The organism is Rhizobacter sp. P3_C12, from assembly GCF_056402735.1.
Genome location: NZ_JBFUGW010000035.1, coordinates 1 through 19,432 on the forward strand (window position 1 = coordinate 1; position 19,432 = coordinate 19,432).

15 protein-coding genes are annotated in these 19,432 nt (G+C 69.6%); 9 read left to right on the plus strand and 6 right to left on the minus strand.

What is annotated here, in order from left to right; genetic code table 11:
* Positions 1 to 1,059 (minus strand): YbfB/YjiJ family MFS transporter (locus AC1DXV_RS08400; protein WP_477933187.1); only part of this gene is annotated, 1,059 nt, incomplete at its 3' end.
* A 104-nt stretch (positions 1,060 to 1,163) separates the two neighbouring features.
* On the opposite strand from AC1DXV_RS08400, the gene AC1DXV_RS08405 reads away from it, so the two are divergent.
* From AC1DXV_RS08405 to AC1DXV_RS08425, 5 genes are all read left to right on the plus strand, one after another.
* Positions 1,164 to 2,027: a LysR substrate-binding domain-containing protein gene (locus AC1DXV_RS08405; protein ID WP_477870372.1), complete on the plus strand. Its 864-nt coding sequence runs from the start codon at positions 1,164 to 1,166 to the stop codon at positions 2,025 to 2,027.
* A 46-nt stretch (positions 2,028 to 2,073) separates the two neighbouring features.
* Positions 2,074 to 2,988, plus strand: coding sequence for an SMP-30/gluconolactonase/LRE family protein (locus AC1DXV_RS08410; RefSeq protein ID WP_477870370.1), 915 nt, complete (start codon positions 2,074 to 2,076; stop codon positions 2,986 to 2,988).
* Between the two features lie 135 nt (positions 2,989 to 3,123).
* Complete coding sequence (locus tag AC1DXV_RS08415; protein WP_477870368.1) at positions 3,124 to 4,029, plus strand: ABC transporter ATP-binding protein; 906 nt, start codon at positions 3,124 to 3,126, stop codon at positions 4,027 to 4,029.
* A complete protein-coding gene (locus tag AC1DXV_RS08420) occupies positions 4,026 to 7,646 on the plus strand; it encodes an ABC transporter permease/M1 family aminopeptidase (protein ID WP_477933189.1) in 3,621 nt (1,206 codons plus the stop codon). Before AC1DXV_RS08415 ends, AC1DXV_RS08420 begins: the two co-directional genes overlap by 4 nt.
* A gap of 39 nt (positions 7,647 to 7,685) precedes the next feature.
* Entirely contained in the window at positions 7,686 to 7,868 is a 183-nt protein-coding gene (locus tag AC1DXV_RS08425) for a hypothetical protein (protein ID WP_477867870.1), read from the plus strand.
* A gap of 326 nt (positions 7,869 to 8,194) precedes the next feature.
* On the opposite strand, the gene rtcR is transcribed toward AC1DXV_RS08425, so the two are convergent.
* Entirely contained in the window at positions 8,195 to 9,796 is a 1,602-nt protein-coding gene (gene rtcR, locus AC1DXV_RS08430) for an RNA repair transcriptional activator RtcR (RefSeq protein WP_477867868.1), read from the minus strand.
* Between the two features lie 196 nt (positions 9,797 to 9,992).
* Between rtcR and AC1DXV_RS08435 the strand changes: the two genes are divergently transcribed.
* From AC1DXV_RS08435 to rtcA, 4 genes are all read left to right on the plus strand, one after another.
* Entirely contained in the window at positions 9,993 to 11,567 is a 1,575-nt protein-coding gene (locus AC1DXV_RS08435; RefSeq protein WP_477867866.1) for a vWA domain-containing protein, read from the plus strand.
* Between the two features lie 289 nt (positions 11,568 to 11,856).
* Positions 11,857 to 13,080: an RtcB family protein gene (locus AC1DXV_RS08440; RefSeq protein WP_477933191.1), complete on the plus strand. Its 1,224-nt coding sequence runs from the start codon at positions 11,857 to 11,859 to the stop codon at positions 13,078 to 13,080.
* Between the two features lie 13 nt (positions 13,081 to 13,093).
* Complete coding sequence (locus AC1DXV_RS08445; RefSeq protein ID WP_477865493.1) at positions 13,094 to 13,486, plus strand: zinc-ribbon domain containing protein; 393 nt, start codon at positions 13,094 to 13,096, stop codon at positions 13,484 to 13,486.
* 2 nt (positions 13,487 to 13,488) lie between these two features.
* Complete coding sequence (gene rtcA / locus AC1DXV_RS08450) at positions 13,489 to 14,532, plus strand: RNA 3'-terminal phosphate cyclase (protein ID WP_477933193.1); 1,044 nt, start codon at positions 13,489 to 13,491, stop codon at positions 14,530 to 14,532.
* A gap of 7 nt (positions 14,533 to 14,539) precedes the next feature.
* Here rtcA and AC1DXV_RS08455 read toward each other — a convergent pair whose 3' ends face one another.
* From AC1DXV_RS08455 to pncB, 4 genes are read right to left on the minus strand one after another with little or no spacing between them, the layout of a single operon-like run.
* On the minus strand, positions 14,540 to 15,442 hold the full coding sequence (locus AC1DXV_RS08455; RefSeq protein WP_477865495.1) for an ADP-ribosylglycohydrolase family protein: 903 nt from the start codon (positions 15,440 to 15,442) through the stop codon (positions 14,540 to 14,542).
* Positions 15,439 to 16,530 (minus strand): bifunctional nicotinamide-nucleotide adenylyltransferase/Nudix hydroxylase, encoded by a 1,092-nt coding sequence (locus AC1DXV_RS08460; protein ID WP_477865496.1) that lies wholly within the window; start codon positions 16,528 to 16,530, stop codon positions 15,439 to 15,441. The genes AC1DXV_RS08455 and AC1DXV_RS08460 overlap by 4 nt, the downstream gene beginning before the upstream one ends.
* On the minus strand, positions 16,527 to 18,227 hold the full coding sequence (locus tag AC1DXV_RS08465) for an NAD+ synthase (protein ID WP_477933195.1): 1,701 nt from the start codon (positions 18,225 to 18,227) through the stop codon (positions 16,527 to 16,529). Before AC1DXV_RS08465 ends, AC1DXV_RS08460 begins: the two co-directional genes overlap by 4 nt.
* Before the next feature lie 10 nt (positions 18,228 to 18,237).
* A complete protein-coding gene (gene pncB, locus AC1DXV_RS08470) occupies positions 18,238 to 19,425 on the minus strand; it encodes a nicotinate phosphoribosyltransferase (protein ID WP_477865498.1) in 1,188 nt (395 codons plus the stop codon).
* Between the last annotated feature and the right edge of the window lie 7 nt (positions 19,426 to 19,432).

Genomic DNA, 19,432 nt, shown 5'->3' on the forward strand with positions numbered 1-19,432 from the left:
GGCCGGCACCGTCAGCGGCCCGACCAGCTGGCCGAGCGCGAAGGCCGCCGTCATCGTCGCGACCAGCCGCGCGGAGCCGTCGCCGGCCACGCGGCGCGCCTCCTGGAAGCCGGCCATCGTGACCACCATGAAGGTGCCGCCGACGCAGGCGGCGCACACCAGCAGTGCGCCCAGCCCGGGCGCCAGCGCCGGCGCCGCCACGCCCACCGCCATCAGCACCAGGCCCCAGCCGAACACGCGGCGCGGGGCGACCGGCGTGAACCAGCGCATCGCCACCAGCGTCGAGACGGCGCCGGCCAGCCCGAACAGCGGCCAGGCCCAGCCGAACACCTGCGGATCCGGGAACAGCTGCCGGCCGAGCGCCGGCAGGAAGGTCGCCGGGATGATGTAGCCGTAGCCGAACAGGCCGTAGCAGGCGATCAGGATCCAGGCGTCGCGCGTGAAGACGCCGGCGGGCGCAGCGGCCCGGGGCGCGGCTGCAGGCCGGGCTGCATCCCCCAACGGTCGCCACGCGACGAGCGCCGCCGCGGCCGCGAGCCCGCCCAGCAGCTGCCAGCCGGTGGCGGCCGACCAGCCTCGCACCCCGGCGACCAGGCCCAGCGCGCCGGCCAGCATCATCCCGCTGCCGACCCCGACGAAGACCCAGCCGGACCAGGCGCTGCGCTGGCGGCGCGCCAGCTCCGCCAGCGCCCACGACGACGCCCCGACCAGCACCCACGCGCTCGCGACCCCGGCCAGCCCGCGCCACAGCAGCCAGGCGCGGTAGTCGTCGCCCAKGCCCATCGCGAGCGTGGCCAGCGCGGTGGCGAGCAGCCCGGCCCGCCCGACCACRCCGGCCGGCAGCGGCCAGGCCGCGCACAGCAGCGCGCCGACCAGGTAGCCCGCATAGTTGATGCTCGCGAGCCAGGCCCCGTGCGGCAGCGACAGCCCGGCGTCCTGCATCAGCGGCAGCAGCGGCGTGAATGCGAAGCGGCCGATGCCCATCCCGCTGGCCAGGCACAGCGCGCCGATCAGCGCGGCCTGGACGGCGCGGCGGGAGGAGGCGGTCGGGTTCGGCATGCCTGCATGCTAGTCACGGCGCCTGTTCCGCGATATTGAATTATTCCGAACGACTTGTTCTGGAAAGGCGAACAGGGCGGGCGCCGGCGTGGCAGCATCGCGGCATGGACCTCGAATCCCTCGCCATCTTCCGGACGGTGGTGCACGAAGGCGGCATCCTGAAGGCGGCGCGCAAGCTGCACCGCGTGCCGTCCAGCGTGACGACGCGCATCCAGCAGCTCGAAGCCTCGCTCGGCGCCGAGCTGTTCCACCGCGACCGGCAGCGCCTGCACCTGTCGCCGCGCGGGCAGGTGCTGCTCGAGTACGCCGATCGCCTGCTGAGCCTGTCGGACGAGGCGCGCCAGGCGGTGGTCGGCGGCGCGCCGAGTGGCGTGCTTCGCATCGGCGCCCTCGAGAGCACCACCGCGAGCCGGCTGCCTGCCGTGCTGGCGGCCTACCACCGGCGCTACCCGGAGGTGCGGGTCGAGCTGAGCACCGGCACCAACGATGCGCTGCTGGCGGCGCTGGTGGCGCGCCGCATCGATGCCGCCTTCATCGTCGAGGCGCCGGCCGACCGCGCGCTCGCGACGATGCCGCTGTTCCGCGAGCGGCTGGGCGTCATCTCGGCCGCCTCGCATGCGCCGATCGTGCGGGCGCAGGACGTGCAGGACGACTCGGTGATCAGCTTCCCCGACGGCTGCGCCTACCGCCGCGTGCTGATGCGCTGGCTCGGCGACCGGCGCATCGCATCGATGCGCATCCTCGAACTGAGCTCGTACCACGCGATCGTCGCCTGCGTGGCGGCCGGCACCGGCATCGCGCTGGTGCCGCAGGCGGTGCTCGCGACGCTGCGCAGCCCGCCGGTGCTGTGGCATCCGCTGCCGAAGGTGCATGGCGAGCGGGTCACGCCGCTGGTGTGGCGCGCCGGCGAGGTGCCGCCGGCGCTGGCGGCGCTGCAGGAGTCGTTGCGCTTGGTCGAGTCGGCCTGATCGCCTTACAGTCGGGGCCGGCAGCCGGCGCTGCCGGGAGCAGACCATGGCCGAGACCGACTTCGAGATCCTCGACGAGCGATTCCGCGCTTGCGTGCGCACCAGCGCGCGCGTCGACACACTGCACCAGGGCCTGCGCTGGGCCGAGGGGCCGGTCTACGTGCCGGCCGGGCGCTACCTGCTGTGGAGCGACATCCCGAACGACCGGATGCTGCGCTGGGACGAGACCGACGGCCGCGTCAGCGTGTTCCGCGCGCCGTCGAACTTCGCGAACGGCAACACGCTCGACCGCCAGGGCCGGCTCGTCACCTGCGAGCACGGCTCGCGCAGCGTCACCCGCACCGAGCACGACGGCCGCGTCACGACGCTGGTCGACCGGGTGCAGGGCCGGCGGCTGAACAGCCCGAACGACCTGGTCGTGAAGTCGGACGATTCCATCTGGTTCACCGACCCGGCCTACGGCATCGATTCGGACTACGAAGGCCACCGCGGCGAGAGCGAGACCGGCGGCTGTCACGTCTACCGGCTCGACCCGCGCAGCGGCGAATGCGTGCGCGTCGCCGACGACTTCGTGCGGCCCAACGGCCTCGCGTTCTCGCCCGATGAATCGAAGCTCTACATCGTCGACAGCGGCGTGACCCACCAGCCGGGCGGCCCGCGCCACATCCGCGTGTTCGACGTCACGGCGCGCGGCGGGCTCGCGGGCGGCGAGGTGTTCGCCACCTGCAGCGCCGGACTGTTCGACGGTTTCCGCGTCGACGAGGCCGGCCGGCTGTGGTGCGGCGCAGCGGACGGCGTGCACTGCCTCGCGCCCGACGGCACGCTGCTCGGCAAGGTGAAGACGGCCGAGCGCGTCGCCAACGTCGTGTTCGGCGGGCCGAAGCGCAACCGGCTGTTCCTGTGCGCGACCAGCTCGCTGCTGTCGGTGCTGCTGCCGGTCAACGGCGTGAAGACGTTCTGATCCGTCCGCTCCGTCCGCTGCACGGCCTGTCCGCCCCGCCGTGCGGCCTGTCGCACCGCGATGGCGTTTCGTCGCGCCGTCCGTAGAGTCCCCCGTTCGTCCCTCGTTTCCCCAACCTCCCCACGGAGATCCTGCATGCTGACCATCGCCCAGCTGTCGCACACCTATGCCAACGGCACCCGCGCCCTCGATGACGTGACGCTCGACATCCCGCGCGGCATGTTCGGCCTGCTCGGGCCGAACGGCGCCGGCAAGTCCTCGCTGATGCGCTGCCTCGCGACGCTGCAGCAGCCGAGCGCGGGCCGCATCGCGTTCGACGGCATCGACGTGCTGGCCGAACCGGCGCGGCTGCGCGCGGTGCTGGGCTACCTGCCGCAGGATTTCGGCGTCTACCCGCGCGTGTCGGCCTGGGACATGCTGGACCACCTGGCCGTGCTGAAGGGCGTGGCCGGGCGCGGCGAGCGGCGCGAGACGGTCGACTCGCTGCTGCAGCAGGTCAACCTGTGGGACGTGCGCAAGAAGGCGATCGCCGGCTTCTCCGGCGGCATGCGCCAGCGCTTCGGCATCGCGCAGGCGCTGATCGGGAACCCGCGGCTGATCATCGTCGACGAGCCGACCGCCGGGCTCGACCCGGAGGAGCGCAACCGCTTCAACAACCTGCTGGCCGAGATCGGCGAGAACGTGGTCGTGATCCTGTCGACGCACATCGTCGACGACGTGACCGATCTGTGCCCACGGATGGCGATCCTGGTCGGTGGGCGCATCGTGCGCACCGGCACGCCGCAGCTGCTGATCGCCGAAATGGCGGGCCGCGTCTGGCAGGGCGAGGTCGCCAAGGAGGAGCTCGCCGACGCGCGCAGCCGCATGGACGTGATCGCGACCCGGCTGCGCGGCGGCCGGCCGGTCGTGCACGTGCTGGCCGACGACGCGCCGGCGCCGGGCTTCGCGCCGGTGGAGGCGGGGCTGGAGGATGTGTACTTCTCGACGCTGCACCAGCACCGCAGCGCCTCGGCCGGGGTCGTGGCAGGGGCCGAGGCATGAGCGGCAGCATGCTGATGCACGTCGCGCGCTTCGAGGCGCGCTACCAGCTGAAGAGCCCGGTGTTCTGGGTCGGCTGCCTGATGTTCTTCCTGCTGACCTTCGGCTCGGTCACGGTCGACACGATCCAGATCGGCAGCCGTGGCAACGTGCACCTGAACTCGCCGTTCGCGATCCTGCAGACGCTCGCGATCATGAGCCTGTTCGCGGTGTTCGTCATCGTCGCGATGGTGTCCAACGTCGTGATCCGCGACGACGAGACCGGCTTCGCGCCGATCATCCGCTCGACGCGGCTCGGCAAGGGGGCCTACCTGGTGGGCCGCTTCCTCGGCGCCAACCTGGTCGCGCTGGGGGTGCTGGCCTCGATCCCGCTCGGCATCCTGGTCGGCGTCGCGATGCCGTGGGTCGATGCCGAGAAGGTCGGCGCGTTCCACCTCGCGCACTACCTGTACGCGCTGTTCGCGTTCGGGCTGCCGACGCTGCTGATCGTGTCGGCGGTGTTCTTCGCCGCCGCCACCGCGACGCGCTCGATGATGTGGACCTACGTCTGCGCAATCGCGATGCTGGTGCTGTACTTCGTGATGCGCGGCCTGCTGCGCAACCCGCAGTACGACAGCATCGCGGCGCTGCTCGACCCGTTCGGCCTGTCGGCGCTCGGCATCGTCACCAAGTACTGGACGGCCGCCGAGCGCAACACGCTGCTGCCGGCGATGACCGGGCCGATGCTCGCGAACCGCCTGCTGTGGTCCGGCATCGCACTTGCGGTGTTCGCGCTGGCGTGCTGGCGGTTCCGCTTCGAGCAGCGCGCGCCGGTGGCGACCGTGTCGAAGAAGGCGTCGAAGAAGGCGAAGGCCGCTGCCGCCGAGCCGGCCACGCGGCCGACCGCGATCGGCGCGCTGCCCGCCGCACGGGCCGATGCGCCGACGCGCCGCGCCCAGCTGTGGCGGCTCGCCCGCTTCGACATGGCCTTCGTGTTCCGCAGCCCGGCGTTCTTCGTGCTGCTGGGCATCGGGGTGCTGAACGCCGGCGGCTCGCTGTGGTTCAGCGGCGAGTGGTACGGCAGCGGCTCGTACCCGGTGACGCGGCTGATGGTGCAGACGCTGGACGGTGCGTTCACGCTGATGCCGATCATCATCGCGATCTTCTATGCGGGCGAGCTGGTGTGGCGCGACCGCGAGCGCCGCATGCACGAGATCGTCGACGCGACCGCCGCACCCGACTGGGCGCACCTGCTGCCGAAGATCGTCGCGATCGCGCTGGTGCTGACGGCCACGGCGCTGGTCGCCATGCTGACCGGCATGCTGGTGCAGGCCTTGAAGGGCTACACCCGCTTCGAGCCCGTGGCCTACCTGCTGTGGTTCGTGCTGCCGATGACCGTCGGCGCGCTGCTGCTGGCGGTGCTCGCGGTGTTCGTCCAGGTGCTGGTGCCGCAGAAGTTCATCGGCTGGGGCGTGATGCTGCTGTACATCGTCGCGTCGGTCGCGCTGGCGGCGGCGGGCTTCGAGCACAACCTCTACAACTACGGCAGCACGCCGCGGGTGCCGCTGTCGGACATGAACGGCCTGGGCCGCTTCTGGATCGCGCAGGCCTGGTTCGAGGTCTACTGGGGCGGCTTCGCGCTGGTGCTGGCGGTGCTGTCGCATGCGCTGTGGCGGCGCGGCGCGAACCTGGCGCTGCGCCCGCGGCTGGCCCACATGGGCCGCCACCTGCACGGCGGGGCCGGCGCGCTGCTGGCGCTCGGGCTGGTGGTGTGGATCGCGAGCGGCGGCTGGATCTACTACAACACCAACGTGCTGAACGCCTACGTGACGCAGCCGCAGCGCGACACGCAGCTGGCGCAGTACGAGCGCGACTTCCTGCCCTTCGAGAAGCTGCCGCAGCCGCGCATCACCGCGGTCACGCTCGACGTGCAGCTGTACCCGCGCGAAGCGCGCGCGGTGACGACCGGCAGCTACGTGCTGCGCAACCGCACCGGCGCGCCGGTCGACACGCTGCACCTGCTGTGGCCCGAGCGCACCACGCTCGACCGCGTGGAGCTGCCCGGCGCGACGCTGCAGCGCGAGTGGGCGAAGGAGCATTACCGCATCTACCGGCTCGAGCCGGCGATGCAGCCGGACGAGACGCGGGTGCTGCGCTTCGCAACGACGCTGGAAGAGCGCGGCTTCCCGAACGCACAGCCGCTGACGCGCCTGGTCGCCAACGGCAGCTTCGTCAACAACGCCGAGATCACACCGGCGATCGGCATGTCGCGCAACGGGCTGCTGACCGACCGCGCGAAGCGCCGCAAGCACGGCCTGCCGCCGGACCTGCGCCCGCCGACGCTGGAAGATGAATCGGCGCGCGCCGACAACGGCTTCCGCAAGGACAGCGACTGGGTCGATGCCGACATCACCGTGACGACCGACGCCGACCAGACGCCGATCGCCCCGGGCTACACCGTCAGCGACACCACGGCGAACGGGCGGCGCACCGCGCACTTCAAGCCGGACGCGCCGATCAACCACTTCTTCTCGATCCAGTCGGCACGCTATGCGGTGCTGCGCGACCGCTGGAAGGAGGTCGACCTGGCGGTCTACCACCAGCCCGGACACGAGTTCAACACCGACCGGATGATGCAGGCGATGAAGCTGTCGCTCGAGCTCTTCAGCGAGAAGTTCTCGCCGTACCAGTTCCGCCAGGCGCGCATCCTGGAGTTCCCGTCGTACGCCGACTTCGCGCAGTCGTTCGCCAACACGATCCCGTACTCGGAGAACATCGGCTTCATCTCGCGGCTGACCGACCCGCAGAAGATCGACGTGGTGACCTACGTGACCGCGCACGAGATCGGCCACCAGTGGTGGGGCCACCAGCTGGTGCCGAGCTCGCAGCAGGGCGGCGAGCTGCTGGTCGAGAGCCTGGCGCAGTACTCGGCGCTGCTGGTGATGGAGAAGATGTACGGGCGCGACCAGATCCGCCGCTTCCTGAAGTACGAGCTCGACCGCTACCTGCGCCAGCGCGGCGGCGAGGTGGTGGAGGAGCTGCCGCTGGCGCGCGTCGAGAACCAGGGCTACATCCACTACCAGAAGGGCTCGCTCGCGATGTACTGGCTGAAGGAGGTGGTCGGCGAAGAGGTCGTGAACCGGGCGCTCGCGAAGTTGCTGAAGGAATATGCCTTCAAGGCCGCGCCGTACCCGAACAGCCGCGATTTCCTGCGCATCCTGCGCGCCGAGGCCGGGCCGCAGCACGATGCGCTGATCACCGACCTGTTCGAGAAGATCACGCTGCTCGACCTGAAGGCGACCGCCGCGACCGCGACGAAGCGCGCCGATGGCCGCTACGACCTGGTGCTCGAGGTCGAGGCGCGCAAGCTCTACGCCGACGGCAAGGGGCAAGAGACCGAGGCGCCGCTCGACGAGCCGGTGGACATCGGCGTGTTCAGCGCCGAGCCGGGCAAGGAGGGCTTCGGCGCGGACGTAGTGCTGCACTTCGAGCGCCGGCCGGTGCGCAGCGGCAAGCAGTCGATCGCCCTCGTGGTGGACAAGGCGCCGGCCTTTGCCGGGGTCGACCCGTACAACAAGCGCATCGACCGGATCTCGGAGGACAACCTCGTGAAGGTCGAGTTGAAGGATGCCGTGAAGTAATGCTTGACGAACCGGTAAAGAGTTTTTACGATCCGCGCCTTGCTTGAAAAAGCGCACCGAATCAACGAAGCCGAGGACCCCATCGTGATCAGCCGCCACCTTCCCCGTCACCTGCAGCAAGCCGCCCGCGCATCGGGCGAGTGCATCTGCATGGCGATGGGCATGGGGGCGGGCAAGGGTTACGGCAACGATCGACGGCATCCGGGAGAAGGCAGGGCGTAGGCCCCCCTTCGACTCTGTTCACAGAGGCCCGGATTCCGCGATGGATCCGGGCCTTTCTGCTTTTCGAGCCTGGTTCTTGAATGCGCCACCCGCTCCACTTCGGGTGTGCCCTTGCCCTCCGCGACCGCACGAAATGGTGTTGGCGGCGCGGGATGTGCGCGGTCCGGACCCGGACCCCGTGCAGCGAGACACCACATCCGACGGGATGCTCGCGCTTGGACACAGCCGAAGTGCAGTGGATGCCACGGTCACTGCCCTGAACGACATACCGCATGGCGCGATGCCGCGCGGCCAGGGCCAGGGGGTTCGACTCCCCCGCCGCGGCATCAGGCTGTCACCCGCTCCCAACTGAGGCCGTGCTTCGCGAGGTACTTGCGCAGCCGGTCGGCGTCGTTGACGACGCTGCGCTGCTGCCGCGAGACGTCGAACAGCTGGCGCCCCGCCTCCGACAGCGTGCGCGAGCGGCGGCACAGCTGCACGACGGCCTGCAGCTGCAGCCGGTCGAACAGGTCGAGTGCCTGCGCGGCGTCGCCCAGCAAGGCATCGAGGTCGACGGCATCGCTCGCCGGCGCATCGCCCGCGTGGTGCTGCCACAGCCAGCGCAGCCGCTGCAGTTCGGCATCGACCAGCGCCGACGAGATGCGCCCGCCGTCGGCCAGCGTCGCCAGCCGCGTGATGCTGGCCGACAGGTCGCGGAAGTTGCCGCGCCACAGCGCCTCGGGCGACTGGGCGAAGCGCAGGTACTGCAGCCGGGCCTCGGCGTTGAAGCGCACCGCGCGGCCGTTCTCGGCCGCCACGCGGGCCAGCAGGTGCTCGACGTTCGGCTCGATGTCTTCCGGCCGCTGCGCGAGGCCGGGCAGCACGTAGCTCCACAGGTTGATGCGGGCGTACAGGTCTTCGCGGAAGCGGCCCTCGGCCACGTCGATGCGCAGGTCGCGGTTGGTGCCGACCATCAGCTGGAAGTCGCTGGCCACCTCGCGGTCGCTGCCCATCGGGTAGAAGCGTTTCTCCTCGACCGCCTTCAGCAGCATCGCCTGCTCGTCCAGGCCCAGCTCCCCGATCTCGTCCAGGAAGAGCACGCCGCCGTGCGCGCTGCGCAGCAGGCCGGCACGGTCGGCGGCCGCGCCGGTGAAGGCGCCCTTGCGGTGGCCGAACAGCGTGGAGGCGGCGCCGTCGCCGTGCAGCGTCGCGCAGTTGACCTCGACGAACTCGCCGCTCACCTGGTGGCGCGACTTCTTCAGCTCGAACATGCGCCGCGCGAGGTGCGACTTGCCGGCGCCGGTCGGCCCGGTCAGCAGGATCGGCGCGCGCGAGCGCACGGCCACGCGCTCGATCTCGTCGATCAGCGTGTTGAAGGCGGGGTTGCGGGTCGCGATGCCGTCCTTCAGGAAGTCGACCGCGTCCTGCTGCGCCTGGTGGAAGCGCTTGGCGAGCCCGTCGTAGCGCGACAGGTCGAGATCGATCAGCGTCAGGCTGCCGGGGTTGTCGTGCGTCTGCTTCTTCGGCGGCGCGGTCTGCAGCAGCACGCCGGGGATGAAGCGCGACTCGACCATCAGGAACATGCAGATCTGCGCGACGTGCGTGCCGGTGGTGATGTGGGCGCGGTACTGCTCGCGCTCGGTGTCGAAGGGGTAGGCACGCACCCAGTCGTAGAGCGCGCCGTACATCTCGCCGAAATCCCAGGGGTCGGCCACGTCCATCGGGGTCAGGTTGACCACCGTCTCGGGCGAGACCGAGGCGATGTCGCGCTGCACCTGCTGCGCAAGGCCGAGGTGGCGCGGCGTGTGGATCAGCTCGATGCGGTGCACGACGACATCGGGCTGCTGCACCAGCGAGACCGTCGGACGCCACTTCTCCCAGCGGCCGGCGCCCTGGCCGGCGTCGAGCTGGGTGCCGAGGAAGCCGATGACGACGGTGTGCTTGGACATGGACATTTCGCTAGTTCACTAGCTTTCAGTCTAGCTGTACGGGAACTGCACGCTGGTGCTCATCAGGAGAATGCAGCAAGAAATCGAGGAAATTCCTTTGAAATCAAAGGGTTGGAAGATGGTCATCGACGTGGACCCTGATCTGGCACATGCGTTGCAATAGATCAGCCACAAGTTGAATGCGAGGAGAACCCACATGGTCAACACCCAACTGTTCCAGACGCTGAAGGGCAAGCTGTTGCCTGCAGCGGACACGACCAACCATCACCAGGCGCCGGCCTATGCATTGAGCCCGCGTCACCAACTGGCGCAGCTGGCCGCCACCGGTTGCCTGGGCCAGACGTTCTACGCGAGCGCCGAAGAGCAGCTGGGCCGCGTGATGACGCTGGCGGCGCAGGTGGATGCCGTGTTCGTCGCGAAGACGGCGGTTCATGCCCGCCAGGCCGCCCACATGAAGGACATGCCGGCTTTGCTGGCGGCATCGTTGGCGGCACGCGATGTCGCGTTGCTCGGCCAGGTGTTCGGCCGCGTGGTCGACAACGGCAAGATGCTGCGCGCCTTCGTGCAGATCGTCCGCAGCGGTGCGGTCGGTCGCAAGTCTCTCGGAACGCGCCCGAAGAAGCTGGTGCAACACTGGTTGCTGAATGCCAGCGAGAAGCAGCTGTTGAACGCATCCGTGGGCAACACGCCTTCGCTGGCTGACGTGGTCAAGATGGTCCATCCGAAGCCTGCAGAGGCCTGGCGTGCCGCGTGGTTCGCGTGGCTGATCGGCAAGCCCGTCGATGAATCGGCGTTGCCGCCCTTGACGCAAGCCTTCGAGCGCTTCAAGCGGGCCGTCGCCCGCGGCGAGGCTGCCGAGGTGCCGGACGTGCCGTTCCAGATGCTGACGGCGCTGTCGTTGAATGCGCGGCAGTGGTCGAAGGTGGCTCGAACCGGTTCCTGGCAGATGGTGCGTCAGAACCTGAACACCTTTGCCCGGCATGGCGTGTTCGCGCTCGACGGCATGGCCGATGTGATTGCCGCGAAGCTGCGCGATCCGAAGGCGGTGTCGCAGGCGCGGGTGCTGCCGTACCAGCTGATGTCGGCCTTCATGGCGACGGGCGACGCTGTTCCGGCGGTGGTGCGCGATGCGTTGCAGGATGCGATGGAAGTGGCGTTGGCCAACGTGCCGCGTCTCGAAGGCCGGGTCGTCGTGTGCCCCGACGTGTCGGGTTCGATGAGCTCGGCCGTGACGGGCCACCGTGGTTCGGCCACCAGCACCGTGCGTTGCATCGACGTGGCAGCACTGGTGTCGGCAGCGATCCTGCGCAAGACGCCGACGGCGCGCGTGTTGCCGTTCGAGCAGAAGGTCGTGAAGCTCGCGCTGAACGGCCGCGATTCGGTGATGACCAATGCGAAGGCCTTGGCCCGCATCGGTGGCGGCGGTACGAACTGCAGCGCGCCGCTCGCGTTGCTGAATGCCGAGCAGGCGAAGGTGGACCTGGTGGTGCTGGTGTCGGACAACGAATCGTGGGTGGACGCCCGTCGGGGCGGCGCGACGCAGACCCTGCGCGAATGGGAGCTGTTGAAGCAACGCAACCCGCAGGCACGCCTGGTGTGCATCGACATCCAGCCGCATGCGACGACGCAGGCGGCAGAGCGCGAGGACATCATGAACGTCGGGGGCTTCTCCGATGCGGTGTTCTCGATGCTGGCGATGTTTGCCGAAGGCCGGATGGGTGCGCAGCACTGGGTCGGCGAGATCGAGAAGGTCGCGTTGGAATTGCAATGAAGTGATTGAAAGCTGTCGCGTGGCGAATGCCGGGTGGGACTACATCTTGAAACTGTTCCGTCTCCCCATTGTTTGTCGCCACGCGGGGGCTTCCGGTCCGGGGTTTTGATGTCGTGCATCGAATGCGGGTGGAACTACAGCTTGCAACGCTCGAGGTCGCGGGTTCGAGTCCCGCCGGTCCCGAATCAGGGGGACCGTAGCTCAGGGGATAGAGCGCGAAACGTTTCACCGATTCTTGTCGGTGCACGACATCATCTTTTGAATCTTTGAATCAGCAAGCGAGAAGAACATGAACACGAACTACGACACCGAAACCATCGAAGGCGGCGTGCCCGTCAAGATGTGGACCCGCGGCGTGCCCGTCGAGGCCGAGGCGAAGAAGCAGCTCGCGAACGCGGCGCGCCTGCCGATCGTCTTCAAGCATGTCGCGGCGATGCCCGACGTGCACCTGGGCATCGGCGCCACGGTCGGCTCGGTGATCCCGACGCTGCGCGCGATCATCCCGGCCGCGGTCGGCGTCGACATCGGCTGCGGGATGATGGCCTGCAAGACCACGCTGCGCGCCGAAGACCTGCCGGACAACCTGGGCCCGCTGCGCTCGGCGATCGAGCGTTCGGTGCCGCACGGCTCGACGCCGCGCCACCGCGGCCGCGACCAGGGCAGCTGGGAGAACCCGCCCGAGACCGTCGACCAGGTGTGGGCGACGCTCGTCGACGAGTTCGATGCCTTGTGCGAGCTGCATCCGCGCCTGAAGAACACCAACAACCGCAAGCACCTGGGGACGCTGGGCGGCGGCAACCACTTCATCGAGGTCTGCCTCGACGAAGAGGGCGCCGTGTGGTTCATGCTGCACTCCGGTTCGCGCGGCGTCGGCAACGCGATCGGCACGCACTTCATCGAGCTGGCCAAGAAGGATGCCGAACAGCACCAGCGCAACCTGCCCGACCAGGACCTGGCGTACTTCGAGGAAGGCGCGCAGTACTTCGGCGACTACGTGCGCGGTGTCGGCTGGGCGCAGAAGTTCGCGGCGCGCAACCGCGAAGTGATGATGACCCACCTGATCGCCACCGTGCGCCAGGTGATCACCAAGCCGTTCGAGACGCACGTCGAGGCCGTCAACTGTCACCACAACTATGTGCAGCAGGAACGCCACTTCGGCGAGGACGTGTTCGTCACCCGCAAGGGCGCGGTCAGCGCGAAGCGCGGCCAGCTGGGGATCATTCCGGGCAGCATGGGTGCGCGCAGCTTCATCGTGCGCGGCCTGGGCAACCCGGAGAGCTTCGAGAGCTGCAGCCACGGCGCCGGCCGCGTGATGAGCCGCACGAAGGCGAAGAAGCTGTTCAGCGTGGCCGATCACGTGAAGGCGACCGAGGGCGTCGAGTGCCGCAAGGACGCGGATGTCATCGACGAGATTCCGATGGCCTACAAGGACATCGACGCGGTGATGGAAGCACAGAAGGACCTCGTGGAGGTCGTGCACACGCTGAAGCAGGTGGTGTGCGTGAAGGGGTGAGGAGGAGCGAGCGATGAAGAGCGGAAAGCAGCGCCGCGCCGAGATCAAGGCGCGGCGCATCCAGCGTGCCGTGCGAAGCAACATCGATTGCTTCGCGCCGGTGTCCGTCCTTCCCGTGGGGGCGGTGGCGGCCGATCCGGAGCAACTGCTTCACAACAACACGTATGGCCAGCTTCCGCTGTTCTATGTCGACCGCGCGTTCAGTTGCCGCGATTGCAACCAGGCCGAGGTCTGGACGGCCAAGCAGCAGAAGTGGTGGTACGAGGTCGCGAAGGGCAACATCTACAGCCAGGCCGTTCGCTGCCGGCCGTGCCGTCGCATCGAACAGGCGCGTGTCGAAGAGGCCCGAAGCGTTGCGCAGGCCGGGTTGGTGCGCAAGCAGGAAGCGATGACAAACAGGAAATGAAAATGATCGAACTCGACGGCGCCACCGGGGAGGGTGGCGGCCAGATCCTGCGCAGCGCGCTGGCGCTCGCGATGTGCACCGGCCAGGGCGTTGCGCTGCACAACATCCGTGCGCGCCGGCCCAAGCCCGGCCTGATGCGCCAGCACCTGGCCTGCGTGCAGGCGGCTCAGGCCGTCAGCGGCGCGCGCGTGCAGGGCGCCGAAGCCGGCTCGATGTCGCTGGTCTTCGAACCCGGCACGGTGTGCGCCGGCGACCATGTCTTCAGCGTCGGCACGGCCGGCAGCGCGACGCTCGTGCTGCAGACCGTCTGGCCGGCGCTGATGCTCGCGAATGGCACGAGCCGGCTGACGCTGGCCGGCGGCACGCACAACCCGATGGCGCCGCCGTTCCACTTCATCGAGCGCTGCTATGCACCGCTGCTGCAGCGCCTGGGCGCCGGCAGCCGGCTGCAATTGCGCCGCCACGGTTTCTTTCCGGCGGGCGGCGGCGAGTTCGTCGCCGAGATCCTGCCGGCCGTCGGCGGACTGCAGCCATACGACCTGCTGGAGCGCGGTGCGCTGATCGCGGCCCATGCGGAAGCCCTGGCGGCGGCCGTGCCGCGCAGCGTGGCATCGCGCGAGCTCGCGATCCTGCAGCGTGAGTTCGGCTGGCCCGACGACGCGTTGCAGGTGCCGGTGCTGCGCCAGAACGAGGGCCCGGGCAACGCGCTGATGGCGACGCTCGCGCACGAGCACGTCACCGAGCTGGCGATCAGCTTCGGCGAGCGGGGCCGCAGCGCCGAGCAGGTGGCGCTGTCGCTCGCCGCGGAGCTGCGCGCCTACCAGGCCGGCAGCGGCGCTCTCGGCCCGCACCTGGCCGACCAATGGGTGTTGCCGCTCGCGCTGGCGGTGTGGCGCAGCGGCCGGCCGGCGCGCTTCAGCTGCACCGAGCTGACGGAACACGCGCGGACGAACTTCGCGGTGATCGAGCGCTTCCTGCCGCTGCGCATCGTGACCGATGGGCAAGACGGCCATTGGCACGTCGCGGTCACGCCGCTCGGCGCGTGACGCCGGGTCAGCGCCGCAGCGCGTCCGCCAGCGCCTCGATCTCGGCGCGCTGGTGCAGCCGCACCAGCCAGCGCGCCGGGATGCCCGCCTTGCCGTAGTGCGCGCCGGCCAGCTGGCCGACGATCGCGGCCGTGGTGTCGGCGTCGTCACCGAGGTTGGCGGCGCGCAGCACCGCCGACTCGAAGCTGTCGGTCTGCGCGAAGCACCACAGCGCGGCTTCGAGCGACGCGACGCAGTAGCCCGAGCCGGTGACCTGCGATTCGCGCTTGTGCAGGTACTCGCGGGCCGCGATCGCCTGCACCTTCGGCATCGTCGGCCTGGCCAGCCGGTTCGCGAGGATCGCGTCCTTCGGGTGGCCGTCGAGCGCATGGCACAGCAGCTCGGCGAACAGCGCGCAGCATTCCAGCGCCTCGGTGGCCGCATGCGTGGTGGCCGAGCTGCGGCGTGCCAGGTCGATCGCGGCCTGCTGGTCCGGGTGGCCGAACAGCACCGCCGGCGCGAGCCGCATCAGCGAGCCGTTGCCGGCGCTCCTCGGGTCGGTGGAGCCGGCGATCGGGTTGCGTGTTTCCAGGTAGCGCTGCAGTGCGCCCGAGACGGTGATGCCGATGTCGAAGCAGCTGCCGGTCGCGCTCAGGTAGCCGTGGTGCCACCAGTTCACGTAGCGGTTCATCTGGTCCTCGGCATCGAAGCCGCGGCATTCGACCAGGCTGGTCGCCAGGCACAGTGCCATCGAGGTGTCGTCGGTCCATTCGCCGGCCTTCAGCCCGAACGGGCCGCCGCCGACCATGTCGGTGATCGGCTCGAAGCTGCCGCGGCGACGGAACTCCAGCGTGGTGCCGACCGCGTCGCCGCAGGCCAGCCCGAGCAGGCAGCCGCGGTAGCGATCGAGCAGGGCGGCTTCTTCCCTCATCGCGGTGTCAGCCCCAGGAAATGGTCCAGCATGTGGAAGTGGTCGTCGAGGAACTGGTCCTCGAGCGCGGGCAGTTCGCCGATCGGCGTCCACAGCGCTGCGGCTGCGTCGTCGCCGGCCACCACCTCGGGCAGCTCGCGCCCGCCGAGGTCGAAGTGGTGGGCGTGCGTGATCGTGCGGCCGCGCTGGCTGCGGTCCGGGTGGTCGAACACCGCGGTGGCGCGCAGGCACTGGCGCATGCTGGCGTCGAGCAGGTGCAGCTGGGTCTCCTCGCGCAGTTCGCGCAGCGCCGACTGGTAGGCGGTCTCGCGCTGCTCGATGAAGCCGCCCGGCACCGCGTACAGGCCCTTGCCCGGCGCCTGGCCGCGGCGCACCAGCAGCACGTGGCCGGCGCATTGCACGATCGAATCGACGGTGACGAAGACCGGCGGGTAGGGCGCGGCGGACCACGAAGCCCGGTAGGCCTTCAGCATGTGCCACTCGGCGGTCAGCGCCGCGAACAGCGGCAGCCGCGACCACGCGCGCAGGAAGCCGAGCGTCGTCGACGGGGCCTGGCCGACCAGCGCCGCGAGCGTCGCGTCGACATCGTCGGCCGCGCAGGCGAAGAACGCATCGCGCAGTGCCGTGCCGTCGGCCGCGGCGATGCGCTCGATGCTGTGCAGCCGCCAGCCCGGGAAGCCCTGCAGGTACTCGCTGGTCGCATCCTTGAAGTGCCCGACCAGCCCGATCGAGCCGAGCCGCGGATCGGCCCGCTTCGCGATCTGCGCCTGCACGCCCTCGTGCACCGCCTTCAGCCAGCGCGTCTCGTCGTAGTAGTCGCGCACTGGCAGGAATTCGATGCGGCTGCGTTCGTCCTCCGGCAGCGCGAGCCGGATCATCTCGGCGCGCTCCTCCCAGCTGAACGGGTTCTTCGGCGAGCGCGCCTGGTGGGCCGAGCCGATCACGACGACGACCCGCGGCGCGATCGCCAGCGCCTGGTTCAGCAGCGCCAGGTGCCCGTTGTGGAACGGCTGGAAGCGGCCGATGTAGACGGCCGTGTCGTGGTGCAAGCCCTGCGCGGCGGTGGGGTGGGACGGGACGATTCTCATGGGATGTGCGCTGCGATGGGCATCTGCCGTCCGCTGCCGAAGGCACGGGGGCGGACGCGGATGATGGGGGGCGCCTGGCGCCGCTTGTATTCGTTGCGGGCGATCATGCGCCGCACCCGCTCGACCAGCGCCCGGCCCTCGTCGCTGCGCTGCAGTTGCGCGACGAAGGCGGCCGACGGGGCGCGCTCGCGCGGCGCCAGCCGATCGCCTTCGATCAGCAGCTTCAGCACCTCGTCGAGCACCTCGTAGGGCGGCAGGCTGTCGGTGTCCTTCTGGCCCGGCGCGAGCTCGGCCGACGGCGGCTTGTCGATGATGGCGGTCGGGATCAGCGCACGGCCAGCGGCCTCGTTGACGTGGCGCGACAGCGCGAACACCTCCGTCTTGTACAGGTCGCCGATCAGCCCCAGGCCGCCGTTGGTGTCGCCGTACAGCGTGCAGTAGCCGACCGAGATCTCCGACTTGTTGCCGGTGGTCAGCAGCAGGTGGCCGAAGCTGTTGGAGTAGGCCATCAGCGCGGTGCCGCGGATGCGCGCCTGCAGGTTCTCGTGCGGCAGGCCTTGCAGCGGCTTGCCGAAGCTGCGCTCGAACTGCGCCGTGTAGCCGGTGACCAGCTCGGCGATCGGGTGCGTGAACAGCTCGATGCCGAGGTTGCGGCACAGCGTGACCGAGTCGTCCACCGACCCAGCCGACGAGTAGTGCGACGGCATCGTGACCGCGCTGACGTTCTGCGGCCCGAGGGCCTGTGCGGCGAGCGCCAGCGTCAGCGCGCTGTCGATGCCGCCCGACGAGCCGACCACCGCCTGCCGGAAGCCGCAGCGCCGCGCGTAGTCGGTGAGGCCGAGCACGATCTGCGCCTGGTAGAACGCCATCGTCGGCAGGCCGGCGGCCGGCACCGGCGGCGGCGTGTCGCCGGCGAGCGTCAGGAAGCGGCCGTGCTCGAAGCGCAGCGTCGTCACGTCCTCGACGAAGCGGCGGGCCTCGTAGACCACGCGGCCGTCGGCCTCGGTCGCGAACGACGCGCCGTCGAACACCAGCTGGTCGTGCCCGCCGATCTGGTTGGCGTAGAGGATGGGCAGGCGATGGCGCCGGCTCGCGTCGCCGAAGATCTGGTGGCGCTGCTCGCGCTTGCCGATCTCCGACGGGCTCGCGTTGATCGAGACCACCAGGTCGGGCGCGGCGTCGCGCATGCGCTCGAACGGGTTCACCGCGTAGTCGCCGGCGACATCGTTCCAGCCGTCCTCGCAGATCATCATGCCGACCTGCGTGTCGCCGATGCGCAGCACCTTGGCGACATCGGGCCCGGGCTCGAAGTGGCGGCGCTCGTCGAAGATGTTGTAGGTGGGCAGCAGCTGCTTCGCGTAGCGCAGCACGATCGCGCCGGCATGCAGCACCAGCAGCATGTTGTGCAGCCGCTTGCCGGGGCCGTCGCGGCGCAGCGGCGCGCCGACCACCCAGTGCAGGCCGGGCAGTTCGCGCGAGGCCTGCAGCAGGGCGTCGAGCCCGGCGTCGACGCGCTGCAGGAAGCCGGGTTCCTCCAGCAGGTCGGCCGGGTAGTAGCCGGTCAGCCCGAGTTCGGTGAAGACGACCAGTTCGGCGCCGTGCGTGCTCGCCTCGCGAGCCGCGGCGATCATCTTCGCGACGTTGCCGGCTATGTCGCCGATGGTCGGGTTCAGCTGGGCGATCGTGATCTTCAGCATGCGCGCTCCTTCAGGCGGGGACGTTGAAGACCTGCTTCAGGTAGGCGAGGAAGGTCTGGTCGTCGCACAGCGTCTTGCCCGGGCTGTCGGACAGCTTGGCCACCGGCTGGCCGTTGCAGCGGGTCAGCTTCATCACGATGTTCAGCGGCGTCAGGCCCACGTCGTTCGACAGGCTGGTGCCGATGCCGAAGCCGGTCTGGGTGCGGTCGGCGAAGTGGCGGTAGAGCTCGAGCGCCCGCTCGATGGTCAGGCCGTCGGAGAACACCAGCCGCTTCGTGTGCGGGTCGATGCGCAGCTTGGCGTAGTGGGCCAGCGCCTTCTCGCCCCACGCGACCGGGTCGCCGGAGTCGTGGCGCAGCCCGTCGAACAGCTTCGCGAAGTAGAGGTCGAAGTCGGCGAGGAAGGCGTCCATGCCGACCACGTCGGTCAGCGCGACGCCGAGGTCGCCGCGGTACTCCTGCACCCACTCCTCGAGGGCCGCCTTCTGCGAATCGCGCAGCCGCACGCCGAGCGCCTGGAAGGTCTGCAGGTACTCGTGCGCCATCGTGCCGATCGGCACCAGGCCGAGCTCCTTCGCGAGCAGCACGTTGGAGCTGCCGCGGAAGTACTGCGGCAATGCATCCTTCAGCGTCGTGACCACCTCGCGCTGCCAGGCGCCGCTGTAGCGCCGGCGCACGCCGAAATCGAAGAACTCGAACGGGTTGCGGCGCGGCGGCTCGGTGCCGAAGGCACGCAGCACCGCGATCTTGGCCTGCAGCCGGTCGCGGCCGGCGGCAATCGCCGAGCCGGCGTCGAAGCGGCGGAAGTACAGCTCGTTGACGATCGCCAGCACGAAGATCTCGAAGGCCATCACGTGCACCTGCGGGCCCCTCGCGATGATCTCCAGCGTGTCGCCGTTCGCCCGCGCGGCGATGAAGACGCGCTGGAACTGGAAGATGCGCAGGAAGTCGACGAAATCCGACTTGATGAAGCGCAGCGCGCCCAGATAGGCCAGCTCGTCTTCGGTGAAGCGCAGCGCGCACAGGTGGTCGAGCTCGCGGTTCACGTCGGCCAGCAGCTCGGCGAGCGGGTACGCCGGCGTGTTGCGGCAGACGAAGCTGTATTCGGCCTGCGTCTGCGGGTGCCAATGCAGCATGGTCTGCCACATCGTGAACTTGTAGAGATCGGTCTCCAGCAGGCTGTGGATCACAGGGGGCATGGTGGCT